The sequence below is a fragment of the Streptomyces sp. NPDC042100 genome (assembly GCF_055582325.1).
Genome location: NZ_JBVJDK010000026.1, coordinates 40,402 through 62,970 on the forward strand (window position 1 = coordinate 40,402; position 22,569 = coordinate 62,970).

Genomic DNA, 22,569 nt, shown 5'->3' on the forward strand with positions numbered 1-22,569 from the left:
GGTCGCCCGACCCCGCGCCCGTGTCCGCGCCACACCGGGCCTAGAGCTCGATCAGGACCTGGTCCAGGGACTTACGGACCAGGTCCGGCACCTCGCAGTCGTCCGCCGGGTATCCGACCGGGATCACCGCGAAGGCCTTCTCGTTCTCCGGGCGGCCGAGGACCTGGGAGAGAAAGCGCATCGGGCTCGGGGTGTGGGTCAGTGCCGCCAGCCCGGACAGGTGGAGAGCGGACAGCAGCATCCCGACCGCGATGCCGACCGACTCGTCGACGTAGTAGTGCTTGTGCTTCGTGCCGTCCGGACCGAGCCAGTAGCGCTGCTGGAAGACGACGATCAGCGCCGGCGCATCCGTGAGGTGGGTCTTCACCGCGTCCGTGCCGAGGGGACGGAGCGCCGCGAGCCACTCGTCCCCCAGCCGGCCGTCGTAGGAAAGCCGCTCCTCCTGCTCGGCGGCGGCACGGATCCGCTGCCGCACCGCCGGGTCCTTGACCAGCACGAAGGTCCAGGGCTGCTGGTGCGCTCCGGAAGGAGCGGTCGCCGCGCAGGCGATGGCGTCACGGACCACCTGCTCGGGTACGGGATCGGGAGAGAAGTGGCGCACGGTGCGCCGCTCGTCCATCCGCACCCGCAGCTCGGCGGAGCGGGAGAGGGACTCCGGCTGCGGCATCCGCTCGGGCCGGTACGGGGCGGAACGGTACGGCCGACCGTGGATCGGGGTCCACCGCCCCGTTTCGGGAGTGGTCGAGGAGGCGGTCTGAGGCGTGTTCTCGGATGACATGGAGCAGATCCTCACGCCTGTGTCCCGTCTTCCTCCAGGGCGACGCGGAGCCCCCATGCCCGTCGCGTCCCCTTCTGGGGGTTTCGGCGGCCGGGGTCACGAGACGAATTCCGGCATGGTTCGGCGACCGGCGCACCCCCTTCGGGGCGGCGGAGCCGCGGGCCGGCGCCCCGAAGGGCCGGACCACGCGGTCCGCGCCTCAGCACGAGCGAGGGAGGCCCTTCGCGGGGCCGGGCTCCGCATTGCGAACCCTCGGTGTGTTTTCGGCCATTCCCTGGATCCGCCGGGCCGCGGCGCCGCGTCCGGACGGATGCCGCGATGAGTCTTCGCCGACCTCACCGCGTCCGTGGCACCCGGGGACGCCGAGCCGCTGCAGGCGGTCCGGGCGGACCACTCGCCGGGGGTGGCCGAGCGGGGGTGAGCGGGCGGGGAGAGATCATCGACTGAGGGATGGCGGGGCTCCCCCGAGGGGCCCAGGCGCCGGCCGCAGGCGGGGCTCCGGCCGGGTGGCCGGGGCTCAGTCGCCGTGGCCCGTGCCTCCGCTGCCGAAGCCGCCGCTGGAGATGCCGCGCCACTTGCGGCTCTCCTCGCTCCGCGGACCGGGGTCGGCCTCGCCGGCGCTCGTCAGGTTGTACGGCATGAGCCGGTGCTCGCCGTCCGTCAAGGGGACCTCGGAGGGCTTGCGGTACTCGGTCACCTCACCGGGCGGCTGGTCCGTGGACGGCCGGTGGGGCTGCGACTCCGGGTCCGGGGGCGGGAGCTCGCGGTCCCTGACGCGGATACCGAGGGCGAAGGCGCCGATCAGTACCGCCACCACGACCAGCCCGCCGATCACCTGGCCCAGACCGGACTGCCAGACTCCGGCCGCGAGGGCGGGTACCGCCTGGGTGTACGTGTGCATGAGGTCACCTCGTTGCTGTGTCGATCCCGCGACCCGGGCGGCGGGCCGCCGGTCAGAAGCCCGCGATGCGGAAGGCGAAGAAGAGGGCCCCCAGCACCGCGCCGAAGCCGATGAGGCCGACCCAGACCATGGGGTGGTCCCAGATGCCGCCGTCCGGACGTTCCTGGTGCGCGGACGACGTGGAGCCCTCGGCGGGCGGTGTCTCCTGTGGTGGTACGAGCCTGTGGGCCATGGCACCTCCCGTGGGGAGGACGGAGCGGTGGTGCTCCGCCCGCCCCTTCAATCTCCCTCCCCGCCACCGCGTCGGCCAGTCGCATCGTTGGTGCACCGAAAGCGGGGGGACGGGGCGGGCTCAAGGACGGGTGGCCGTCCCCCTGCCGACGTGCCGCCGGATGCCCCAACAGCCGCCTCGTCTTGCGCCGTGTTTCACAACAGCCCCACTCCACAAGCGAGTTGCGCATGATCGGCGGAGGGTGGGGGCACCAGCGGCTCATGGATGAAGACACCGCGAACAGAGACCCGTCCCGCGAGAGCCGGCCCGGGGCGACCCGCCGTCGGCGCTGGCCCGCGGCCGCGGTCGCCCTGCTCCTCGTCGCCGTCGTCCTGATGGTGGTGGGGCAAGCCATGCGGTGGCCTGGACTGGACGTGTTCGGCACCGACGTGAAGGACCGCTCCGGTCCGGCCGTCCTGAAGTCCGTCCAGGACATGCGCCGTTACGAAGGAGCGGCCGGGACCTACCAGATCGTGGTCGACCTCGAACAGGACGCCCGCTTCCTGCCGGACGCCATCCGCGGCACCCGCACGCTGTACGTGGCGACCGGTGGCGTGACCGCGTACGTGGAGCTCGGCGGGCTCGGGAAGGACGCCGTCACCGTGGACGCGAAGCGGACGACGGCGACCCTGCGCCTGCCCCACGCCCGGCTGGCCGCGCCCGCGCTCGACCCCGGGCGGTCCTACGCCGTGTCCAAACAGCGCGGCCTGCTGGACCGCCTCGGAGACCTCTTCTCCGACAACCCCGCGAGCGAACGGGCCGTCAACGTCCTCGCCGCCCAGCGCATCGGCGAAGCCGCCCGCCAGTCCGACCTGACCGCACGGGCCGAACGCAACACGACCGCCATGCTCCAGGGCCTCCTGCGCGCACTCGGCTTCGAACAGGTGACGGTGACCTACGCCTGACGGAGCGGCGAGGTCTCCGGGCGCTCCGGCCGGGCCGCGGCGGTCAGTTCGCGAGGATCCAGACCAGGGCCTGGACGCCCACGAGGCACACCGTCGCGGTCAGCGCCGCCGGGAGCGTGCCCGGGCGCAGGGGGGCGCCGGTGCGGAGGCGGTGGTCCGTGCGCCGGGCGCGGCGGGCGGTGAGGGCGAGGAGGGCGAGCGTGCACGGCGGGACGGTGAGGAAGACCACCGTGGCGGCCGCCGGGTGGTGGTGGGTGAGGAGCCGGGCCAGGACGAGTGCGGCGACCGCCGCCGCCAGGGCCGTACGGTTCCAGGCCAGGGCCGTGCGCTCCGGCTGGAGGCCGGGGTCCCAGGGGGCGGGGGGCGGGGTCTTCACCGTACGACCATCAGGACGACCAGCACCCCCGCGAAGGCGATCGCGGCGGGGAAGGCGAGGGCGGCGCGGAAGCGGGGCAGCGGGCGGCCCGTGCGCATCGCCCGCTCGGTGGCGGACCAGCGGCGCAGGGCCGTGACGGCGCAGGCCACGCCGGCCAGGACGAGGAGGACGGCGAGGAGGTCGCGCTCCGTCGAGTGGGCGGTGAGGGCCTCGATGCCGACGCCGCCCGCGATCAGGGCGAGGGCGGTGCGCTGCCAGGCGAGGAAGGTGCGTTCGTTGGCGAGGGTGAAGCGGGGGTCCGGTTCCTCGCCGGTGTCGTAGGGGTCGGCCGGGCGGCGCCGGCGGCGTGGGGTGGTCGTGGGTCCCATGGGGGGTTCCTCGGCGTTCGGTGGAGCGGGCCGGCCGCGCGCCCGCCGCCGGGGGGCGGGGCGGACGCGCGGCCTGGGCGGGCCCTGGTGGGGTCAGAGGGTGGCCGGGGTGCGGTCCCGGTCCGGGGCGGGCTCCTCCTGGGGCCGGTCCGCGGCCTCGGCCGGACCGGTCTCCGCGGGCTCCGGGTCGGTGTTCAGGTCCGCCAGCATCGACTTCGAGAAGCCGAAGAAGTACGTCACCGCGCAGGCCACACCGGCGGCGACCAGCCACGCTCCGGTGTAGATGAGCGCCGCCGGGCCGATGCCCTTGCTGCCGTCGAGCAGGGGGACGAGGACCAGGCCGGCCGGGCCGATCGCGGTCGAACCGGTGGTGACGCCGAGCTGGCTGAAGAGTCCGACGAGGCCGCCGCCGACCGCCGCGCCCACGCCGGCGGTGATGAAGGGGCGCACCAGCGGGAGCGTCACGCCGTAGATGACCGGTTCGCTGACGCCCAGGGCGCAGGTCGGGAGGGCGGACTTGATGGTGCGGCGCAGGGACTTGTTGCGGCGGGCCCGGAAGTAGACGGCGAGGGCCGCTCCGGCCTGGCCGCCGCCGGCCATGGCGAGGATCGGGTAGAGGGCGCTGTAGCCCTGCTGCTCGATGAGGGTGGTGTGGATGGGGATGAGCGCCTGGTGCAGGCCGAGCATGACGAGCGAGGAGAAGAGTCCGCCGAGTACGACGCCCGCGCCGACGCCCGCGTGGGTGAGCAGCCAGGTGGCGCCGTCGCCGATGCCGTTGGCGATGGTGCCCGCGAGCGGCATGAGCAGGAGGAGGGCGACGAGTCCGGAGAGGAAGACGGCGATGGTGGGGACGAGGAGCACCTGGAGGGCTTCGGGGACCCAGCGCCGGGCCCAGCGTTCGAGGTAGGCGCAGAGGACGGCGGCGGCGAGGGCGCCGAGCACACCGCCCTGGGAGGGCTTGAGTTCGCCGAAGAAGGTGCTGGTGATGTTGGCGACGCCCGGGTAGACGACGATCGCGGCGACGGCTCCGCCGAGGATCGGGGTGCCGCCGAACTCCTTGGCCGCGTTGTAGCCGACGAAGACGGCGATCAGGGACATGAAGCCCTGGGCGAGCGCGGTGGTGATGGGGATGACGCCCGACAGGGCGTCGGAACCGCTGGACAGGGCTATGGAGTTGAGGATGCCGCCGACGCCCGCGATCACACCGCAGGCGATGAGGGCGGGGATCAGCGGTACGAAGATGTTGGCGATCTTCCGGATGAAGAGCTTGCCCTTGGTGGCGTTCTTCCGCTTCTGGTCCGCCTTCATCGCCGCGCCCTTGGCGGCGAGCGAGTCGGCGCCGACGCCGCTGTCCGCCCCGGTGCCGGGAGGCGGGGGGTCCGTGGCGCGCTCGTCCTCCACCAGCCGCTGGAACGCGGTCGCGACCTGGCCGACCGCCGCCGGGCCGAGGACGATCTGGTACGTGTCGTCCTCGACGACGCCCATCACGGCCGGGTGGTCCTTGATCTCCTGTGCGCGGATCTTCGAGGGGTCCGCGATGCCGAGCCGGAGTCTGCTGATGCAGTTCGCGACCGAGGTGACGTTGTGCGCGCCGCCGACCAGCGGGAGCAGGTCCTGGGCGGTCTGGGTGTGCTTGTCCATGATGTGCTGCCGTTCCGTACGTCGTCGGGGGAAGGCGTGGGGGCGATCCGGGGGCGGGGGGTCAGCGGTCCGCCGGCGCGGCGCGCAGGGCTTCGCGGAGGTGCCCGTCATGGGTGGCGAGCAGGCGGGCCGCGGTGGGGGCGTCGACCGAGCCGAGGATGACGAGGATGGCGTTCTTCACCTCGCCGCCGGCGGCGGTCAGCGCCTCCTCGATCGTGTCGGGTTCCGCGCCCGTCGCGAGGGCCACGATGCGCCGGGAGCGGGCCCTGAGCTTCTCGTTGGAGGCCCGGACGTCGACCATGAGGTTCCCGTAGGTCTTGCCGAGCCGGATCATCACGACGGTCGAGAGGGTGTTCAGGGTGAGCTTCTGGGCCGTGCCCGCCTTCAGACGCGTCGATCCGGTGAGGAACTCCGGTCCTACGACGACTTCGAGAGGGATCTCTGCGGCCTCGCCGAGCTCCGATCCCTCGTTGCACGCCAGGCCGATGGTGAGGGCGCCGAGTGCGCGGGCGTGGCGGACCGCGCCGACCGCGAAGGGGGTGCGGCCGGAGGCGGAGATGCCGACCACGACGTCGTCGGGCGTCAGGTCCAGCTCGCGCAGCGCGGCGACGGCGGCGGCCGGGTCGTCCTCGGCGCCCTCCACCGCGGCGAGCATGGCGTCGAGTCCGCCCGCGATGACGCCGACGACCTGGCCGGGCTCGGTGTTGAAGGTCGGGGGGCACTCGGCCGAGTCGAGGACGCCCATGCGGCCGGCGGTCCCGGCGCCGACGTGGATGAGCCTGCCGCCGCGGCGCATCCGCTCGACGACGGCGTCGACGGCCCGCGCGAGCTGCGGGGCGACGGTGCCGAGGGCGGCCGGCACCAGCGCGTCCTCGGTGTTCATCGCGCGGATGATGTCCAGGGTGGACAGCCGGTCGATCTCGGCGAGTTCGGGGCGGTACGCCTCCGTGGACAGCGTGTCGAGGCGGGCACGGAGCTCTCCGTAGGGGGCGCCGGCGGGCTGCGGGTCGGTGGTGAGGGTCATGGCGTGCTGCCTTCCGCTTCTCGGAGTCGGCTTCTGTGTGGGTGCGGGGGCTGGGTGGGCCGGACGAGGCAGGGCGCCGGTCGGGGAGGGACGGGGGCGGGGGCGGTCAGGAGTGGGGGCGGGGATCGGGGGGTGTGGCGATGGCGGTGGCGCCGTGCCGGTGGCTCACCGCCCGGTAGGAGGCGGCGAGTCCGCGCCGCGCGGTGGTGTGGTAGGTGCGCTGGGCGGCTCCGGTGAAGAGACAGTCCACGATGAGCAGTTGGCCCGTGCGGCTGCTCATGGACGGCGACCTCAGGTCGCTGCCCTGGGCGGCGGCGGTGGTGAGGACGAGGCCGGAGTGGTGGGCGACGGGCGAGCGCGGCGTGCTGGTGATCGCGATGGTCGTGGCGCCGTTGGCCTCGGCCCGGCGCAGCGGGTCGACGACGTCGGCGGTGGTGCCGGAGTGGGAGATCGCGAGGGCCACGTCGGCGGGGGTGAGCTGGACGGCGCTGGCGATGGCCCGGTGCGGGTCGCCGTACGCGTGGGCCACCAGCCCGATCCGCATGAGCTTCGCCGCCAGGTCCTCGCCGACGATGCCGGAGGTCCCGACCCCGTACACGTCGATGCGGCGGGCGCCGGTCAGCGCGGTGATCACCGCGTCGAGGACGGCGATGTCCAGCTGTACGGCGGTGTCGGCGAGGACCTGGCGCTCTTCCCCGGCGAGCTTGGCGACGACCTGGTCGAGCGGGTCGTCGAGGCCGACGCCGCCGACGGTCCGGTCCGGGTCCTGCTCGTCGGAGCGTTCCCTGGCGGCCAGTTCGACGAGCGCGGTGCGCAGCTCGCGGTAGCCGCTGTAGCCGAGGAGGCGGGCGGTGCGGACCACGGTCGTCTCGCTGGTCGCCGTGTGGTCGGCGAGCTCGGTCACGGTCATCCGCGCGCATCCCGCCGGGTCCGCGACGACGGCCTCGGCGACCTGCCGCTGCGCCTGGGCCAGGCCCGGCAGCAGGGTGCGGACCTTGGCCGTCAGCGCGTGGGGGGTGTCACCGGCGTGGGCGGTAGTTTCCACCGTGTTCGTGCTCATGAGGCGAAACTAACTACCGCCCGGGGGCGTGCGGCCGGGCCTTTGGGCCCCTGGCCCCCGCTGAAGGACCCGACCTGGGCCGGACGGGCGGCTACGGGGTCGTCGGTCCCGTGCCGCGGGGGGTCACAGGTCCCGGCTCCGCACCGGACGCGCGGCCGTCGAGGCCCTGTTCGCCGCCGCGCCGCCCGGCCGGGGCCCGTCGCGGGGCGCGCCCCTACGGGCCGTCAGCGGACGCCGAACCACTGCTCGGCCCCGTACGCCTCGAAGCGCTCCAGCTCCGTGAAGCCCAGCTTCCGCGCGAGGCGCAGGGCGGGGGCGTTGTCCACGCGGGTACACAGCACCACCCGCTCGCCGGGGCGCGCGGCGGCGAAGCGGTCCAGGGCCGCCGCGCACGCCTCGGCGGCGTAGCCCCGGCCCCAGGCGCCCGGCAGGAAGAGGTAGCCGAGCTCGCTGCCGCCCGCCTCCGGGCGGACCTGGTCCGGGCGGGCGGGGTCGCGCGCTTCGAGGGTGACCAGGCCGATCATCTCCCCGTCGAGCTCGGCCACGAGGGCGCCGGGGCGCCGGCCGGGCACCTCGGGCATCGCCGCCTCGACCTCCGCGCGGGGCCGGGCGCCGCCGATGCCGGCGCCGACCTCCGGCGAGGAGAACAGCTCGACGAAGCCGGGCCGGTCGCGGGCCTCGGACGGGCGGAGCACCAGGCGGGCGGTGCGTATCGGAGCGGTGGGCGGCCAGTCGGCCGCCGCGGGAGTGGATCCGGTCGCGGTCATGGCCGCGGAGCCTATCGGACCCCCCGAACCGCCCCGGCCCCGCCCGGCCCCCGCCCCGGGTCCCCGCCCCGGCCCCACTCGGTCCCCGCCCCGGGTCCCCGGCTCGGGCCCCCGGCAGGCCGTCAGAGCGCCGGGATCCCGCCCCAGGGGCGGACCGCCTCGATCGCGGCGGCGGCGCGGAAGACCGTCGCGTCGTCGTACGTGCGGCCGACCACCTGCACCCCGGTCGGCACCCCCGTCGAGGCGTGGCCCGAGGGCACGCTGAGCACCGGGCAGCGGCTCGCGATGTTGAACACCGTGGTGAGGGCCGCGTCCATGTAGTGGTCGAGGGTGACCCCGTCGACCACTACCTTCGTCGCCGTGTAGTCGTCGTCGGCGTCGAAGGCGGGGATCGCGAGGGTCGGGCAGAGCAGCACGTCGTACCGGTCGAGCAGGGTGCCGAGCGCCGCCTGCACCTCGCCCTCGACGACCAGGCCCTCCAGGAAGGCGCCGGGCTCGGCCACGTACCGCGCGGTGTCCTCCGCGAAGGCCAGCGCGTACGGGGTGAGCAGCCCGGCGTGCTCGGCGGCGACCGAGGCCACGTAGGGGCCGAAGACCGAACCGAAGTGGATCATCGCCGCCTTGCGCACCTGGGCCCGGGTGACCGGCACCTCGACCTCCTCCACCAGCGCCCCCGCCGCCCGCAGCGCCTCGGCGACCGCCCGGGTGTTGGCCTCGACCTCGGGGTCCACCGGCCAGTCGCCGAGCCCGACGGAGAGCGCGACCCGGAGCCCGGCGGCGCCCGCGGCGCCCGCGTGGACCTCCGGGAGGAGCAGCTTGGGCCGCAGCGAGACGGCGTCGAGCGGGTGCGGGCCCGCGATGACGTTCTGGAGGAGGGCGCAGTCGGCGACCGTGCGGGCCATCGGGCCGTCGTGGCAGTACGTGTCGAGGTTGAACGGCGCCATGGCCGGTACTCGCCCGTACGGGGGCTTGAAGCCGACCGTGCCGGTGGAGGAGGCGGGGATCCGGATGGAGCCGCCGATGTCGGAGCCGGTCGCGAGGGTGGTCTCGCCCGCCGCGAGGGCCGCGCCCGCGCCGCCGGAGGAGCCGCCGGGCGAGTAGGCCGGGTTCCAGGGGTTGCGGGTGACGCCCCACAGCCGCGACTGGGTGAAGGCGGCGCTGCTGAACTCCGGGGTGGTGGTGCGGGCGTGCACGATGCCGCCGGCGGCCAGCACCCGCTCGACGACCGGGTGGGTCTCGTCCGCGACCTCGTCCTTGAAGGCGAGGGAGCCGTCGGTGGCCAGGCGGCCGGCGATCGGCTGCTCCTCCTTGGCGGCGACGGCCAGGCCCTCCAGGGGGCGCGGCGGCTCGCCCTTGCCCGCGTACCGGGCCTCGGCCTCGCGGGCGGCGGCCATCGCCGCGTCGAAGGTGCGCTCGGCCAGGGCGTTGACGGTGGGTTCGACGGCCTCGGCGCGGGCGATGACGGCGCCCATCAGCTCGACGGGCGACAGGGTGCGGTCCCGGAAGCGGCGCAGCGCCTCTGTGGCGGGCAGGTAGGCGAGCTCGGTGGTGTCGGTCATGTGCCAGTTCCTTGTGACGTACGGCCCGATGGGGACGGCGGGTTGACGTGTGCGCGCTCCGGATGGGCGCCATGAAATCCGCCGCGCCGGGGACACGTCAATGCCGTTGTCGTAAGCGCCGCGCACCGGTCCGGACCCGGCCCAGGCCCCGCCGCCGCCCCGGCTCAGGCCCCGTCCTCGCCCGCCGCCCAGGTCAGCGCGGCCTCCCGGGTGCCGAACACCGCCCAGGTCGGCGCGCGCCCCTGCGCCGCCGCCCGCTCCAGCCGCAGGGTCTCGGCGACGGCGACCCTGTGGCCCCGGGCGACGAGGTCGGCGAGGACGGCGGCCAGGGCGGTGGCCGCGCCGGGGAGCGCCCGGGAGACGCCGGTGAGGTCGAGGACCAGCCGGCCGGGCGCGGGCGGGGTGAGGTCGCGCAGCGCGTAGAGGAGCGCCTCGGTCTCGGTGAACTCCAGGCCGCCCTGGGCGGTGACGACGGCGACGCTCCGGCCCGCGCGTTCGACCCGCTCGGCGCCGGTCACGGTCGCGGCGTGCAGCCCCGAGTTGTGCATGATGTGCAGCCCGAAGCGCCGGGCCATCTCGCCGAGGGCGGCCACCGCGCGGACCGGGTTGCCGGAGGCGTCGAGCGGGGGGCTGTGGACGGCGACGCCGAAGCGGCCGGGGCTGGCGGCGATCAGGCCGCCGGAGACGCCGCTCTTGGCGGGCAGTCCGACGTCGAGCAGCCACTGCCCGGCGCCGTCGTACATGCCGCAGGTGGCCATGACGGCGAGGGTGCGCACGGCGTCCGGTTCGGCGACGGCCCGGACGCCGGTGACCGGGTTGAGCCCGCCGTTGGCGAGGGTCGCGGCCATGACCGCGAGGTCGGCGGCGGTGACCCGGACCGCGCACTGGCGGAAGTACGTGTCGGCGGTCTCGACCGGGTCGGCGCGCAGCGAGCCGGCCGAGCGCATCAGGTAGGCGAGGGCGCGGTTGCGGTCGCCGGTGGCCGCCTCGCTGGCGTAGACGTCCTCGTCGACGTCGAGCGGGCGGCCGGCGAAGGCCGACAGGCAGCCGAGGACGCGGGCGAAGCGCTCGGCCGGCCCGTCGGCGCGCACCAGCGCGGTGGTGGCGAGGGCACCGGCGTTGATCATCGGGTTGGCCGGGCGGCCGGTGCCGGGCTCCAGGCTGATGGCGTTGAAGGCGTTGCCGCTGGGTTCGACGCCGACGTGGCGCAGCAGTTCGGCCGGGCCGAGGTCGCCGAGCGCGAGGGCGTAGACGAAGGGCTTGGAGACCGACTGGATGGTGAAGGGGGTGTCGGCCCGCCCGGCCCGGTAGGTGTTGCCGCCCATGCTGACCAGGGCGATGCCGAAGGCGTCCGGGTCGGCGTGGGCGAGCTGGGGGATGTAGTCGGCGACCCGCCCCTCGCGCAGCCCGCCGAGCCTGCGGTGGATCTCTTCGAGGGCGTCTGTCACCGGATCCATGGCACCGGACCTCTTTCGCGCGGGAAGGGAACGCTGGCGGGTAAGCCCTTCCCCGGAGCTCAGGAAAGCTCCGCGGCCTCCCGGGAGATCCGCTCGAACTGCTCCCCCATGGCCTCGGCGAGCGCGTGCGCGGCGGACAGCGGGCGGACCATGACGGTGAGGTCGTCGATGAGGCCGTTCTCGTCGAGGTGGAGGAAGTCGCAGCCCTGGATGCTGCGCCCGCCGACGGTGGCGGTGAAGACGAGGGCGTGGTCGCGCGCGCCGGGCTCGCCGATCTCGCGCACGTAGGCGAAGTCCTCGAAGACGCGCAGCACCCCGCGCAGGATGGCGGCGGTGATCGCCTTGCCGGGGTACGGGGCGAAGGCGACGGGGCTGGTGAAGACGACGTCGGCGGCGAGCAGCGCTTCGATGGCGGCGACGTCACGGGCCTCGACGGCCGCGCGGAACGGGTGCATGGACACGTACCCCCTCGATACTCAACGAGATGGTGAGACTATGAGATTACTCAACGAGTTGATTAGCCATGCCGGACATTACTTTGTCCGGGGAGCGCCCACAAGACTCGTCGGGCGTCGTCAGGGCGAGGTCGCCGACACCACGTACACGCGCGGGAACGCCGGGTCCGTCAGGTCGACCGTGATGTCGCTCGTCGGGCGGGGGCTCTCGCGGGCGACGGTCGTGCCGCTCCAGGCGCGGTCGCCCGGGAAGGACCAGCCGACGACCTCGATGTCGTGGGAGCCGACGGTGACCCCGGGGGTCAGGGCGGCGCGGCTGGTGCCGCTGTCGTGAAGGTAGCCGTCGAGGCCTTGCGCGGTGGTGCGGAACTGGACGTAGAGCCGGCTGGTCTTCCAGTTGCTGGTCTCGTAGTAGCTGACGTCCCAGGCGTTCGACGGGACCGGGATCTCGAAGACCCGGCGCTTCATCTGGGAGGGCCAGTTGTTCTGGAGGCCGACGGCCGAGGACTCGCGCTCCTTGTCGCGTCCGCTGTCGCGGCTCTGGCCCGCGGAGATGACCAGATAGCCGGCCGGGATGCCGACCAGGAGCACGATGATGATCGCGGTCAGCCAGCGGCGGCGCAGCATGTGCCGCCGGTCCTCGGGGAGCTTTCCGTCCTGGGGGGCCGTCGGGTGGGGCAGGGTCATGAAGGCGGGTCCTGGGGGTTGCGGGCGTCCCGGTCCGCGGCGGGCGTCCCGCGCAGGACCTGGGCGTAACGGCCGTAGCGCTCGTAGCGCTCGACCCGGCGGCGGTTGGCCCGGCGGAAGCGGCGGGCGACGAGGCGGGCGAGGTCGGCGGCGCCGACCATGCCCGCCTCGGGGCCGAGCTGGGCGCGGGCGATCCGGGCCTCGGGGCGGTAGCCGCGGCCGGTGAGGTGGCGCCGGAAGGCCTCCCGGGCGGGGCCGATGAGCAGGTCGTCGGCGGCCGAGACGCCGCCGCCGATGACGAAGCAGGAGGGGTCGAGCGCGGCGGCCAGGTTGGCGATGCCGACGCCGAGCCACTGGCCGATGTCCTGGAGCAGCTCGACGCACATGGCGTCGCCCTCGCGGGCCAGCTCGGTGATGAGCGGGCCGGTGATGTCGGGGACGTGGCCCTTGACCCGCTCGACGATCCCGTACGCGACCGGGGAGTCGGCCGCGGCCAGCTCCCGGGCCTCGCGGACCAGGGCGTTGCCCGAGCTGTACTGCTCCCAGCAGCCTCGGTTGCCGCAGGGGCAGCGGTGGCCGCCGGGGACGACCTGCATGTGCCCGAACTCGCCGGCCACCCCGTACTTGCCCCGCTTGACCTGGCCGTCCTCCAGGATGGCGCCGCCGATGCCGGTGCCCAGGGTGATCATGACCAGGTGGTCCTCGCCGCGCCCGGCGCCGAAGCGCCACTCGGCCCAGGCGGCGGTGTTGGCGTCGTTGTCCACCATGACGGGGACGGCCAGCCGGTCCTGGAGGGCGTCGCGCAGCGGCTCGTTGCGCCAGGCGAGGTGGGGGGCGAAGAGCACCCTGGCCCGGTCGGCGTCCACCCAGCCCGCCGCGCCGATGCCGACGGCGTGCACGTCGTGCCGGTCGGAGAGGTCGAGGACCAGCTCGGTGATGGTGTCCTCGACGACCTTGGCGCTCTTCGACTTGTCGGGCGTCTCGGTCTTGATCTTCTCCAGGATGTTGCCGTCCGCGTCCACGACGCCGGCCATCACCTTCGTACCGCCGATGTCGATGCCGACGGTCGGCACCCGGGGGGCGGTCAGGTGCGAGCGCCGCTCTCGGGTGCCGACGGTCCGCAGGACCGTGCCGCGAGCCGAGCCGCGGTGCGTGAGGTCACGGTAGGTACTCATCGGCTCGATTCTGCCAGGAGGGGTGTGTGGGACGCGTTACGAAGCGGCGGCCGGTCCCGCGGGTCCGGAGGGGCGCTCCAGCTCGTGGCGCAGGTCCTCCAGCTCGCTGCCGCCGGCCATCTGGCGGGTCAACTCGTCCAGGGTGACGGAGTCCTTGGTGTGGCTGCCCGCCATGACCCCGCGCTTCAGCAGCACGAAGCGGTCGCCGACCAGATAGGCGTGGTGCGGGTTGTGGGTGATGAGGACCACGCCGAGGCCCTGGTCACGTGCGGCGGCCACGTACTTCAGGACCACCCCGGACTGCTTCACACCCAGCGCGGCGGTCGGCTCGTCCAGGACGAGGACCTTGGCGCCGAAGTGCACCGCGCGGGCGATCGCCACGCACTGCCGCTCGCCGCCGGACAGGGTGCCGATCGGCTGGTCCACGTCCCGCAGGTCGATGCCCATGCGCAGCAGCTCGGTCCGGGTGGTCTCGCGCATCAGCTCGACGTCGAGCCGCTTGAAGGGGCCCTTGCCCCGCGTGGGCTCGGAGCCGAGGAAGAAGTTGCGCCAGACCGGCATCAGCGGGACGACCGCGAGGTCCTGGTAGACGGTGGCGATGCCCCGGTCCAGGGCGTCGCGCGGGTTGGCGAGCTCGACCTCCTCGCCCTCGATGCGGAAGGTCCCGCCGTCGTGCCGGTGCAGCCCGGCGACGATCTTGATGAGGGTGGACTTGCCGGCGCCGTTGTCGCCGAGGACGCAGGTGATCCCGCCCGCCCGGACCTCCAGGGAGACCCCTTCGAGGGCGCGGATGTTGCCGTAGTACTTGCTGACGTCGTCCAGCTCCACGAGCGGGGCGGCCTGTGTCGCCGGGGCTTCGGTGGTCACTTCACGGCCTCCACGCGCTTGCGGATCCAGGCGTTCAGGAGCGTCGCGAGGAGCAGCATGGCGCCCAGGAAGAACTTGAACCAGTCGGGGTTCCACTCGGCGTACACGATGCCCTTGCCGGTCATGCCGAAGATGAAGGCGCCGACCGCCGAGCCGATCGCGGAGCCGTAGCCGCCGGTGATCAGACAGCCGCCGATGACGGCCGCGATGATGTAGATCAGCTCGTTGCCGACGCCCTCGCCGGACTGGACGACGTCGAACGAGAAGAGCAGGTGCTGGCCGGCGATCCAGGCGCAGAAGGCCACGCCCATGTAGAGGCCGATCTTGGTCTTGTAGACCGGGACGCCGACCGCGCGGGCCGCGTCCGCGCCGCCGCCGACCGCGAAGATCCAGTTCCCGAAGCGGGTGCGCAGCAGGATCCAGGTGGCGACGGCCACCAGGGCGAACCACCACAGGATGGTGACCTTCAGCTCGACCCCGCCGACCGTCCAGGTCGAGGCGAAGACCTTCCGCGCCGAGGGGAAGCCCTCCATGTCGGCGATCGACTTGGTGGAGACCGTGCCGCTGATCAGCTTGGTGAAGCCGAGGTTCAGACCGGTCAGCATGAGGAAGGTGCCGAGCGTGATGATGAAGCTGGGCAGCTTGGTGCGGGTCAGCATGAAGCCGTTGAACACGCCGATCGCGAGCGTCACCAGCAGCGAGACGCCGACGCCGACCCAGACGTTCGCCGTCATCTGGTAGCTGAACATCGAGGAGATCAGCGCCGAGCTGGTCACCAGCACGCCGGCGGACAGGTCGAACTCGCCGCCGATCATGAGCAGCGCCACCGGTACGGCCATGATGCCGATGGTGGAGGCCGCGTACAGCACGGTGCCGAGGCTGGAGGCCTTCAGGAAGCTGTCGGCGGCGAGCGAGAAGAAGACGAAGACGGCGATCGCGCCGACCACCGAGCCGAGCTCCGGCCGGGCCAGCAGCTTCTTCAGCGGCGAGGTGCGCAGCAGCCGCTCGTCGACGTGGTCCAGGCCGTCGGCGGGCGCCGGTGGCGGGACGGCGGCGGTCATCGGGTACCCCGCTCCGTGTAGCCCTTGAGCGCGGCGGCCTGGTCCTTGGTGATGATCTGCGGGCCGGTCAGCACCGGCTTGCCGCCGCCGAGGACGTCGGCGTTGTAGCGGTACAGCCACAGCAGGTCCACAGCCTCGTACCCCTGGAGGTACGGCTGCTGGTCGACGGCGAAGCCGAGGGTGCCGGCGGAGAGCCCGTCGGCGACCTTGGCGTTCAGGTCGAAGGTGTCGACCTCGGCCTTGCTGCCCGCGCTCTTCTTCGCCTGGACGGCGGCGTCGGCGAACGGCGCGCCGAGCGTCACGACGGCGTCGATGGACGGGTCGGACTGGAGCTTGGCGAGGATGGACGCCTGGACGTCGGGCATGTTGGTGCCGTCGACGTAGAGGTTGGTCAGCTCGCCGCCGAAGGTCTTCTTCGCCCCGGCGCAGCGCTGCTCGTGCCCCACGTTGCCCTGCTCGTGCAGGACGCACAGGGCCTTCTTGCGGCCCCGCTTGTCCAGCTCGTCGCCGACCGCCTCGCCCGCGACGCTCTCGTCCTGGCCGATGTGGGTGAGGGCGCCGAAGGCCTTGGACGCCTCGGCGCCGGAGTTCACCGTGACCACCGGGATGCCGGCCTTCACGGCCTTCTCCACCGCGGTCTTCATCGCGTCCGGCTTGGCCAGCGTGACGATGAGCCCGTCGACGCCCTTGGCGACGTACGAGTCGATCAGCTGGGCCTGCTGCTGCGCCTCGTCGCTGTGGGCGTAGAGGAAGTTGATGTTGTCCTTGACGGCGGCCTGCTTGGCGCCGTTCTGGACGATGTCCCAGAAGGTGTCGCCATCGCCCGAGTGGGTGACCATGGCGAAGGTCCAGCGGGGGGTGTCCACCGCTGCCCGTCCCTGGGCCGCGGCCGCCTTGCGGGCGTCCTCCGCGCGCTTGCCGCCGGTGCTGCTGCATCCCGCGAGCGCGGCGGTCAGCGCCACCGCGAGCACGGCGCCGATGGCCGCGCGTACCCCTCCATTAGGAACCCTGGTCACGAGGCCGTGCCCTCCTTTGTGTCCTTCTGCGTGCATTGAAGTATCGGTCATGGGGATCGCTCGGATGTTCAGGGGGCCTACCCACGGGCCAGCAACTGGAACTCGAAGGAGTAACGGGAGGGCCGGTAGAGGTGGCTGCCGTACTCCACCACGCGGCCCGTCGCGTCGAAGGTGACGCGCTCCATCGTGAGCAGCGGGGCGCCCGGGCGCTCACCGAGCAGCTCGGCCTCGCCGGGCGCGGCGGCCCTCGCGCCGACGGTCTGGCGGGCGCTGTGCAGGGTGAGCCCGGCGGCACGCAGCAGCCGGTAGAGGCCGGTAGCGGCGATCCGCCCGGCGTCCGCGTCGAGCAGCCGGGCGGGGAGGTGGTTGCGCAGGTGCGCGAGGGGTTCGCCGTGCGCGGTGCGCAGCCGTTCCAGGCGGCGCACCTCGGTGCCCTCGGGGACGCCGAGGGCGGCGGCGACCTCGGCGTCCGCCGGTTCGAGGCGGTCGGCGAGGATCCGGGTGGCGGGCCGCTGCCCAGCCGCCTCCAGGTCGTCGTAGAGGCTGCTGAGCTCCAGGGGGCGGCGGACGGTGCTGTGCACGACCTGGGTGCCCACGCCCCGGCGGCGCACCAGCAGTCCCTTGTCGACGAGGGTCCTGATGGCCTGCCGGACGGTGGGCCGGGACAGACCGAGCCGGGTGGCCAGCTCGATCTCGTTGCCGAGCAGGCTGCCGGGGGCGAGCGCGCCGCCCTCGATGGCCGCCTGGAGCTGCTGGGCGAGCTGGAAGTAGAGCGGGACCGGGCTGGCGCGGTCGACGGCGAGCGGCGGCGGGACGGGGGGTGCGGGTGATCCGGGAGGGGCGGGGGGTGCCTGGGTGGTCGGGGGTGCCTGGGTGGTCGGGGGTGCCTGGGTGGTCGGGGGTGCCTGGGTGGTCGGGGGTGCCTGGGTGGTCGGGGGTGCGCTGGGTGCGGGGGGTGCAGAGGGTGTGGGGGGTGCAGGAGGTGCGGGGGGTGCGCTGGGTGCCGGGGATGCGGAGGACGGGGGTCGCGGCGGCTGGGGAAGCACGTGCGGGAGCGTAGCCCCGGGGGTCGGCCGCGGGAAGGCGTGGCGTCCTGTTGTCCTGACATTTCCTTGACAGGGGGTCCGTTCCGCACGACCTTGGGGCCATGCGCATCGGACTGATCGGTACGGGACGGATCGGGGCCTTTCACGCGGGGGTGCTCGCCCGGCATCCGGAGGTCGGGGCCCTGGTCCTGGCCGACGCCGACCCGGCGCGGGCGGCGCGCCTGGCGGAGGCGCTCGGGGCCGCGGCGGCCCCGACGGTCGACGCGCTGCTGGCGGAGCCGCTGGACGCGGTGGTGATCGCCTCGGCCACCGCGGCGCACGCGGAGCTGATCGGGCGGGCCGCGGCGGCCGGGCTGCCGGCCTTCTGCGAGAAGCCGATCGCGCTGGACGTGCCGGGGACGCTGACGGCGCTGGCGGCGGTCGAGGCCGCGGGCACCGAGCTCCAGCTGGGCTTCATGCGCCGCTTCGACGCGGGCTACGCGGCGGCGCGGGAGGCCGTGGCGGACGGGCGGCTCGGGCGGCTGCACACGGTCCGGGCGGTCACCTCCGACCCGGCGCCGCCGCCCGCCGCCTATCTGCCGGAGTCGGGCGGGCTGTTCCGGGACTGCCTGGTGCACGACTTCGACATCGTGCGCTGGGTGACCGGCCGGGAGGTCGTGGAGGTGTACGCGACCGGGTCGGACGCGGGGCCCGCGATGTTCCGGGAGGCCGGGGACGTGGACACGGCGGCCGCGCTGCTGACGCTGGACGACGGGACGCTGGTGACGGCGACCGGGACGCGGTGCAACGGGGCCGGGTACGACGTGCGGCTCGAACTGGCGGGCGAGCTCGACCAGATCGCGGTGGGCTGGGACGAGCGGACCCCGGTCGAGTCGGTCGAGCCGCTCGGGCCCCGCCCGCCCGCGAAGCCCTGGACCGGCTTCCTCGACCGCTTCGGCCCGGCGTACGAGGCCGAGCTGGACGCCTTCGTGCGCCTGGTGCGCGGCGAGCGGGACAACCCCTGCGACGGGGCGGAGGCGCTCGCCGCGCTGCGCGTGGCGGAGGCCTGCGAGCGCTCCCGCCGGGAGCGGCGGCCGGTGCGGGTGGCGGAGTCCGGGTAGGCAGCGCGCCTATCCGGCCGTGGAGAGCACCGTGCCCTGGGCGACGGCGCACAGGGTCTCGGCGGCCGAAGGATCGCCGGGGCCGCCGGGGCCGCCGGGATCGGCGGCGTCGACGGTCGACAGGTCGCAGCGGACGACGGCCTGGCGGCGCCCCGCGTGGACCACGGAGGCGCGGGCCCGCAGCAGGGTCCCGCGCGCGGGGCGGACGTACTGGATGGAGAAGCCCGCGGTCAGCACCGCCGGGCCGAGGGCGGCGCCTGCGGCGAAGGTGAGGGCGTTGTCGGCGGCGTACGAGAGGACGCCGCCGTGCACGAAGCCGTTCTGCTGGTGCAGCTCGTCGCGGATGTCGAGCTCCAGGGTCGCCCCGTCCGGCCCGAAGGCGGTGATCCGGGCGCCGAGCAGCCGGCTGAAGGGCTGCGCGTCGAGGATCCCCCGCGCGAGCTCCAGCGCGGCGGAGGAGCCGGAGGCGGGTCCGGCAGCGCCGGAGGCGGGTCCGGCAGCGCCGGAGGCGGGTCCGGCACCATCGGAGGCGGGTCCGCCAGCGCCGGGGGCCGGGCTTTCGGTGGTCACCCGCGTCACCATACGACCGGCAGCCGGCGCGTGCCGCGGATGAGCATGCCGGGGAGCCACTCCAGCGGACCCGCCTCGGGGTCGAGTTCGAGCCGGGGGAAGCGTTCGAGAAGGGTCCGGATCGCGATCTTGCCTTCGAGGCGGGCGAGCGGGGCGCCCAGGCAGAAGTGGATGCCGTGGCCGAAGGCGAGGTGGCCGCGCGTCTCGCGGTGGAGGTCGAAGCGGTCCGGCTCGGGGAAGCGGCCCGGGTCGTGGGCGCCGGCGGCGAGGCCGACCAGGACGATGGCGCCGGCGGGTATCTCGGTGCCGCCGATGACGACCGGCTCGGCGGTGAAGCGGAGCGTGGCGTTCTCCACCGGTCCCTCGTACCGCAGCCCCTCCTCGACCGCGGCGTCGATCAGGCCGAAGTCGGCGCGCAGGGCCGCAAGCTGGTCGGGGTGGGTGAGCAGGGCGCGGACGGTGTTGGAGATCAGGTTGACGGTGGTCTCGTGACCGGCGATCAGCAACAGATAGGCGAGGGCTCGGAGTTCGGGCAGGGAGAGCCGGTCGCCGTCCTCGGCGCGGGTGGTGATGAGGGCGGAGAGCAGGTCGTCGGCGGGGCCGGCGGCCCGCTTGTCCTCGATGAGCTCGTCGAGGTAGGCGCCGAAGCCGGCGACGGCCTCCAGGTCGCTCATGGAACCGTCCCCGGTGACCAGCGCGTCGGACCAGACGCGGAAGGCGTCGCGGTCGGCGGCCGGGACGCCGAGGAGCTCGCAGATGACGGTGATGGGCAGCGGGAAGGCGAAGGAGTCGACGAGGTCGGCGCGGCCGACGGGCTCCATGCTGTCGAGGAGTTCGTCGGTGAGCCGCTGGACGCGCGGGCGCAGGGCCTCGACGCGACGGCCGGTGAACTCGCCCGCGACCAGCTTGCGCAGCCGGGTGTGGTCCGGCGGGTCGACGATGAGCAGGTTCGGCCCGACCAGCTCCTCCTCGGGCAGCGGCATCCCGAAGGCGGTGAAGGACTTGGACAGGCGCTGGTCGGCGAGGGCGGCGCGGCCCTCCTCGTACCCCACGACGAGCCAGGCCGGCATCCCGTCGGGCGTCAGTACCTCGTGGACGGGCCCCCGCGCGCGGAGCTCGGCGTAATACGGGTACGGGTTCGCGGTGAAGTCCGCGCCGTACTCCCCCAGATCGATGACGGACATCGGTCCAGCCTATGCACCGTCCTCGCCGTCGTGAAGGTCGATCAGTCCGGCGTCGTGGACGAGCAGGGCGATCTGGACCCGGTTGTTGAGGCCGAGTTTGGCGAGGATCCGCGAGACGTGCGTCTTGACGGTGGGGACGCTCAGATAGAGGGCGGCGGCGATCTCGGCGTTGGAGCCGCCTCGGCCGACGGCGACGGCGACCTCGCGCTCGCGGCCGGCGAGCAGGGCGAGCCGGTCGGCGGCGACGGCGCGGCGCGGCGGTTCGTCGCTCTGCCCGGCGACGTGGCTCATCAGCTGGCGGGTGACGGCCGGGGAGAGCACGGGCTCGCCGGCGGCCACCCGGCGGACGGCGGTGACGATCTCGGCGGGCGGGGTGTCCTTGAGCACGAACCCGGCGGCGCCGGCCCGCAGCGCGCGCAGCACCTGCTCGTCGGCGTGGAAGGTGGTGAGGACGACGACCTCGGGGGCGCCGCCGGCGGCGCGGAGCCGTTCGGTGGCGGTGAGGCCGTCCACGCGCGGCATCCGGATGTCCATGAGGACGACGTCGGGGACGTGCCGGGCGACGAGCGCGGGGACCTCGGAGCCGTCGGCGCCCTCGCCGACGATCTCGATGTCCTCGGCGCCGCCGAGCATCAGGGCGAGGCCCCCGCGGACCAGGGGGTCGTCGTCGACGATGAGCAGGCGGATGGTCATGCGGGCCACGGTAGCCAGGCGCGCAGCGCGAAGCCTCCGTCGGGGGTGGGCCCGTGGTCCATCCGGCCACCGGCGAGGGTGGCGCGTTCGGTGAGGCCGATGAGGCCCTGTCCGGAGCCGGGGACCGGGGGGACGGGTCCGGTGGGGGCGGGGTTGCGGACCTCGACGGTCAGTCCATCGCCGGGGCGTCCGCGCAGGGTGACGGTGACCTCGGCGCCGGGGGCGTGCTTACGGGCGTTGGTGAGGGCCTCCTGGGCGATCCGGTAGACGGTGCGGCCGGTGGAGGCGGGGACGGAGCCGGGTGCGGTGACGGTGGAATCGAGGACGACCCGCATCCCGGCCTCGGTGACCTCCTCGACGAGGTCGCCGAGGGTGTCGAGGGTGGGCTGGGGCCGGTCGGCGGCCTCCTCGCCGGGGGCGCGCAGCACGCCGATGATCTCGCGCAGGTCCTGGAGGGCCTCGTGGGCGCTGTCGCGGATCACCCCGGCGGCGCGGGCGACCTGCTCGGGCGGGGCGTCGGGGCGGAACTCCAGGGCGCCGGCGTGGACGCTGAGCAGGGTGAGCCGGTGGGCGAGGACGTCGTGCATCTCGCGGGCGATGGCCTCCCGGGCGAGCCGCTGGGCCTGCTCGAAGCGCAGTTCGGCCTCGGCCTCGGCGCGCAGGGCGCGGTCGCGGAGCGCCTCGACGAGCTGACGGCGCGAGCGGACGAGCATCCCCCAGGCGGTGACGAGGAGGATGAGGACGATGCCGAGGCCGATGGCGACGACGACGTTGACCGTGGGGTCGGGGCGTACGAAGACCTGGACGACGCCGGCGGCCATGGCGAGGCCGCCGATCCAGGCGACCTCCCGCAGGGGGCGCCGTACGGCGACGCTGAAGAGGGCGGCGAGGACGGCGCCGCTGGCGGTGGGGGCGACGACGCTGACGGCGGAGACGGCGAGGGCGAGCCCGGCGGGCCACCGGCGGCGCAGCCAGAGGGCGCAGCAGGCGAGGCCGCCGATGATCTGGTCGGCGAGGGCGACGGGCTCGCTGGCGTACTTGACGCTGGTCTCGGCGGCGAGCAGGCCGACGAAGGCGGCGAGCAGGAACATGACCGTGTCGATGATCCAGTCGCGCACGGTGCGCCGGGGCCGGCCGCGCGGGCCGGCGGCCTCGGCCCCGGCGGCCTCGACCAGGTGGGAGGGGAGCAGCCAGGTGAGGCGCTCCGGGCGTGCCGTGCGTGTCATACGGGAAATGTACGCAGCCGGGGGCGGCCGGCGGGGGGTGGAGCGGCGGGTCGGATACCAAAGTCGCACCGGCCGCGACTTCGGTCGTACGGCCGGGGCGCGGGTGGGATACCGGCGGCCGACGCGGCCCGGGGCCCGAGTGGATCATGATCGGGGCATGAAGAGGATTCTTGAGGTCACGGGATTTCTGGTGATGGTCTTCGGAGTGTGCGGGGTGATCCGCGAGCTGACCGGGGGCTGGTTCAAGCTGATGGGGGTGACCCGCTTCCTGACGGACCACGTGTGGTTCCTGGAGGGCCGGGAGCTGTTCGCGAACATCGTGATCGCGGCGCTGGGGCTGGTGATCCTGGTGGTCTCGGACCGGGTGCCGAAGTCCTGAGGC

24 protein-coding genes and 1 pseudogene are annotated in these 22,569 nt (G+C 74.1%); 3 read left to right on the forward strand and 22 right to left on the reverse strand.

Translation table 11 applies throughout. The annotated features are described in order from the left end of the window. Positions 1-40: 40 nt before the first annotated feature. From ACZ6J5_RS35005 to ACZ6J5_RS35015, 3 genes are all read right to left on the reverse strand, one after another. The gene (locus ACZ6J5_RS35005; protein ID WP_469397983.1) at positions 41-778 is read right to left on the reverse strand and encodes a nitroreductase family protein; all 738 of its coding nucleotides are present in this window, start codon (positions 776-778) and stop codon (positions 41-43) included. 517 nt (positions 779-1,295) lie between these two features. Beyond that, the gene (locus ACZ6J5_RS35010; protein WP_469397984.1) at positions 1,296-1,679 is read right to left on the reverse strand and encodes a DUF6479 family protein; all 384 of its coding nucleotides are present in this window, start codon (positions 1,677-1,679) and stop codon (positions 1,296-1,298) included. 52 nt (positions 1,680-1,731) lie between these two features. After that, positions 1,732-1,911 carry a DUF6480 family protein gene (locus ACZ6J5_RS35015; RefSeq protein WP_469397985.1) on the reverse strand — a complete coding sequence of 60 codons (180 nt, stop codon included), beginning with the start codon at positions 1,909-1,911 and terminating at the stop codon, positions 1,732-1,734. A gap of 260 nt (positions 1,912-2,171) precedes the next feature. Between ACZ6J5_RS35015 and ACZ6J5_RS35020 the strand changes: the two genes are divergently transcribed. Beyond that, on the forward strand, positions 2,172-2,855 hold the full coding sequence (locus ACZ6J5_RS35020; RefSeq protein WP_469397986.1) for a DUF4230 domain-containing protein: 684 nt from the start codon (positions 2,172-2,174) through the stop codon (positions 2,853-2,855). A 43-nt stretch (positions 2,856-2,898) separates the two neighbouring features. Here ACZ6J5_RS35020 and ACZ6J5_RS35025 read toward each other — a convergent pair whose 3' ends face one another. From ACZ6J5_RS35025 to ACZ6J5_RS35095, 15 genes and pseudogenes are all read right to left on the reverse strand, one after another. Continuing rightward, the gene (locus ACZ6J5_RS35025; RefSeq protein WP_469397987.1) at positions 2,899-3,231 is read right to left on the reverse strand and encodes a DUF202 domain-containing protein; all 333 of its coding nucleotides are present in this window, start codon (positions 3,229-3,231) and stop codon (positions 2,899-2,901) included. Continuing rightward, positions 3,228-3,599 carry a YidH family protein gene (locus tag ACZ6J5_RS35030; RefSeq protein ID WP_469397988.1) on the reverse strand — a complete coding sequence of 124 codons (372 nt, stop codon included), beginning with the start codon at positions 3,597-3,599 and terminating at the stop codon, positions 3,228-3,230. Before ACZ6J5_RS35030 ends, ACZ6J5_RS35025 begins: the two co-directional genes overlap by 4 nt. Before the next feature lie 93 nt (positions 3,600-3,692). Then, entirely contained in the window at positions 3,693-5,240 is a 1,548-nt protein-coding gene (locus ACZ6J5_RS35035; RefSeq protein ID WP_469397989.1) for a PTS transporter subunit EIIC, read from the reverse strand. Positions 5,241-5,301: 61 nt separating this feature from the next. Further along, positions 5,302-6,264 (reverse strand): N-acetylmuramic acid 6-phosphate etherase, encoded by a 963-nt coding sequence (gene murQ / locus ACZ6J5_RS35040; protein WP_469397990.1) that lies wholly within the window; start codon positions 6,262-6,264, stop codon positions 5,302-5,304. 106 nt (positions 6,265-6,370) lie between these two features. Then, the gene (locus tag ACZ6J5_RS35045) at positions 6,371-7,324 is read right to left on the reverse strand and encodes a MurR/RpiR family transcriptional regulator (RefSeq protein WP_469397991.1); all 954 of its coding nucleotides are present in this window, start codon (positions 7,322-7,324) and stop codon (positions 6,371-6,373) included. A gap of 224 nt (positions 7,325-7,548) precedes the next feature. After that, positions 7,549-8,091 (reverse strand): GNAT family N-acetyltransferase, encoded by a 543-nt coding sequence (locus tag ACZ6J5_RS35050; RefSeq protein ID WP_469397992.1) that lies wholly within the window; start codon positions 8,089-8,091, stop codon positions 7,549-7,551. A gap of 122 nt (positions 8,092-8,213) precedes the next feature. Further along, on the reverse strand, positions 8,214-9,650 hold the full coding sequence (locus ACZ6J5_RS35055) for an amidase (RefSeq protein WP_469397993.1): 1,437 nt from the start codon (positions 9,648-9,650) through the stop codon (positions 8,214-8,216). Between the two features lie 164 nt (positions 9,651-9,814). Further along, positions 9,815-11,107, reverse strand: a complete 1,293-nt coding sequence (glsA, locus tag ACZ6J5_RS35060; RefSeq protein WP_469397994.1) for a glutaminase A — start codon at positions 11,105-11,107, stop codon at positions 9,815-9,817. A gap of 59 nt (positions 11,108-11,166) precedes the next feature. After that, a complete protein-coding gene (locus ACZ6J5_RS35065) occupies positions 11,167-11,562 on the reverse strand; it encodes a nuclear transport factor 2 family protein (protein ID WP_469398011.1) in 396 nt (131 codons plus the stop codon). A gap of 120 nt (positions 11,563-11,682) precedes the next feature. Next, on the reverse strand, positions 11,683-12,249 hold the full coding sequence (locus ACZ6J5_RS35070) for a hypothetical protein (RefSeq protein WP_469397995.1): 567 nt from the start codon (positions 12,247-12,249) through the stop codon (positions 11,683-11,685). Continuing rightward, positions 12,246-13,424 carry an ROK family glucokinase gene (locus tag ACZ6J5_RS35075; protein WP_469397996.1) on the reverse strand — a complete coding sequence of 393 codons (1,179 nt, stop codon included), beginning with the start codon at positions 13,422-13,424 and terminating at the stop codon, positions 12,246-12,248. Before ACZ6J5_RS35075 ends, ACZ6J5_RS35070 begins: the two co-directional genes overlap by 4 nt. 36 nt (positions 13,425-13,460) lie before the next feature. Continuing rightward, a complete protein-coding gene (locus ACZ6J5_RS35080) occupies positions 13,461-14,291 on the reverse strand; it encodes an ATP-binding cassette domain-containing protein (protein ID WP_469397997.1) in 831 nt (276 codons plus the stop codon). After that, positions 14,288-15,352: an ABC transporter permease gene (locus ACZ6J5_RS35085; RefSeq protein WP_469397998.1), complete on the reverse strand. Its 1,065-nt coding sequence runs from the start codon at positions 15,350-15,352 to the stop codon at positions 14,288-14,290. Before ACZ6J5_RS35085 ends, ACZ6J5_RS35080 begins: the two co-directional genes overlap by 4 nt. Further along, positions 15,349-16,368: a sugar ABC transporter substrate-binding protein gene (locus ACZ6J5_RS35090; protein WP_469397999.1), complete on the reverse strand. Its 1,020-nt coding sequence runs from the start codon at positions 16,366-16,368 to the stop codon at positions 15,349-15,351. Before ACZ6J5_RS35090 ends, ACZ6J5_RS35085 begins: the two co-directional genes overlap by 4 nt. 77 nt (positions 16,369-16,445) lie before the next feature. Beyond that, a pseudogene (locus ACZ6J5_RS35095) lies at positions 16,446-17,174 on the reverse strand (GntR family transcriptional regulator); the annotation flags it as partial. A gap of 341 nt (positions 17,175-17,515) precedes the next feature. On the opposite strand from ACZ6J5_RS35095, the gene ACZ6J5_RS35100 reads away from it, so the two are divergent. Then, positions 17,516-18,514: a Gfo/Idh/MocA family protein gene (locus ACZ6J5_RS35100; protein WP_469398000.1), complete on the forward strand. Its 999-nt coding sequence runs from the start codon at positions 17,516-17,518 to the stop codon at positions 18,512-18,514. Positions 18,515-18,523: 9 nt separating this feature from the next. Here ACZ6J5_RS35100 and ACZ6J5_RS35105 read toward each other — a convergent pair whose 3' ends face one another. The 4 genes from ACZ6J5_RS35105 to ACZ6J5_RS35120 form a co-directional block, all read right to left on the reverse strand. Then, positions 18,524-18,961: a PaaI family thioesterase gene (locus ACZ6J5_RS35105; RefSeq protein WP_469398012.1), complete on the reverse strand. Its 438-nt coding sequence runs from the start codon at positions 18,959-18,961 to the stop codon at positions 18,524-18,526. 128 nt (positions 18,962-19,089) lie between these two features. Next, complete coding sequence (locus ACZ6J5_RS35110) at positions 19,090-20,268, reverse strand: cytochrome P450 family protein (protein ID WP_469398001.1); 1,179 nt, start codon at positions 20,266-20,268, stop codon at positions 19,090-19,092. A 9-nt stretch (positions 20,269-20,277) separates the two neighbouring features. Continuing rightward, positions 20,278-20,961 carry a response regulator gene (locus tag ACZ6J5_RS35115; RefSeq protein WP_469398002.1) on the reverse strand — a complete coding sequence of 228 codons (684 nt, stop codon included), beginning with the start codon at positions 20,959-20,961 and terminating at the stop codon, positions 20,278-20,280. Beyond that, positions 20,958-22,187, reverse strand: a complete 1,230-nt coding sequence (locus ACZ6J5_RS35120) for a sensor histidine kinase (protein ID WP_469398003.1) — start codon at positions 22,185-22,187, stop codon at positions 20,958-20,960. The genes ACZ6J5_RS35115 and ACZ6J5_RS35120 overlap by 4 nt, the downstream gene beginning before the upstream one ends. Positions 22,188-22,344: 157 nt before the next feature. Here ACZ6J5_RS35120 and ACZ6J5_RS35125 point away from each other — a divergent pair, with 157 nt between their 5' ends. Next, a complete protein-coding gene (locus ACZ6J5_RS35125; protein ID WP_469398004.1) occupies positions 22,345-22,566 on the forward strand; it encodes a hypothetical protein in 222 nt (73 codons plus the stop codon). Positions 22,567-22,569: the final 3 nt, after the last annotated feature.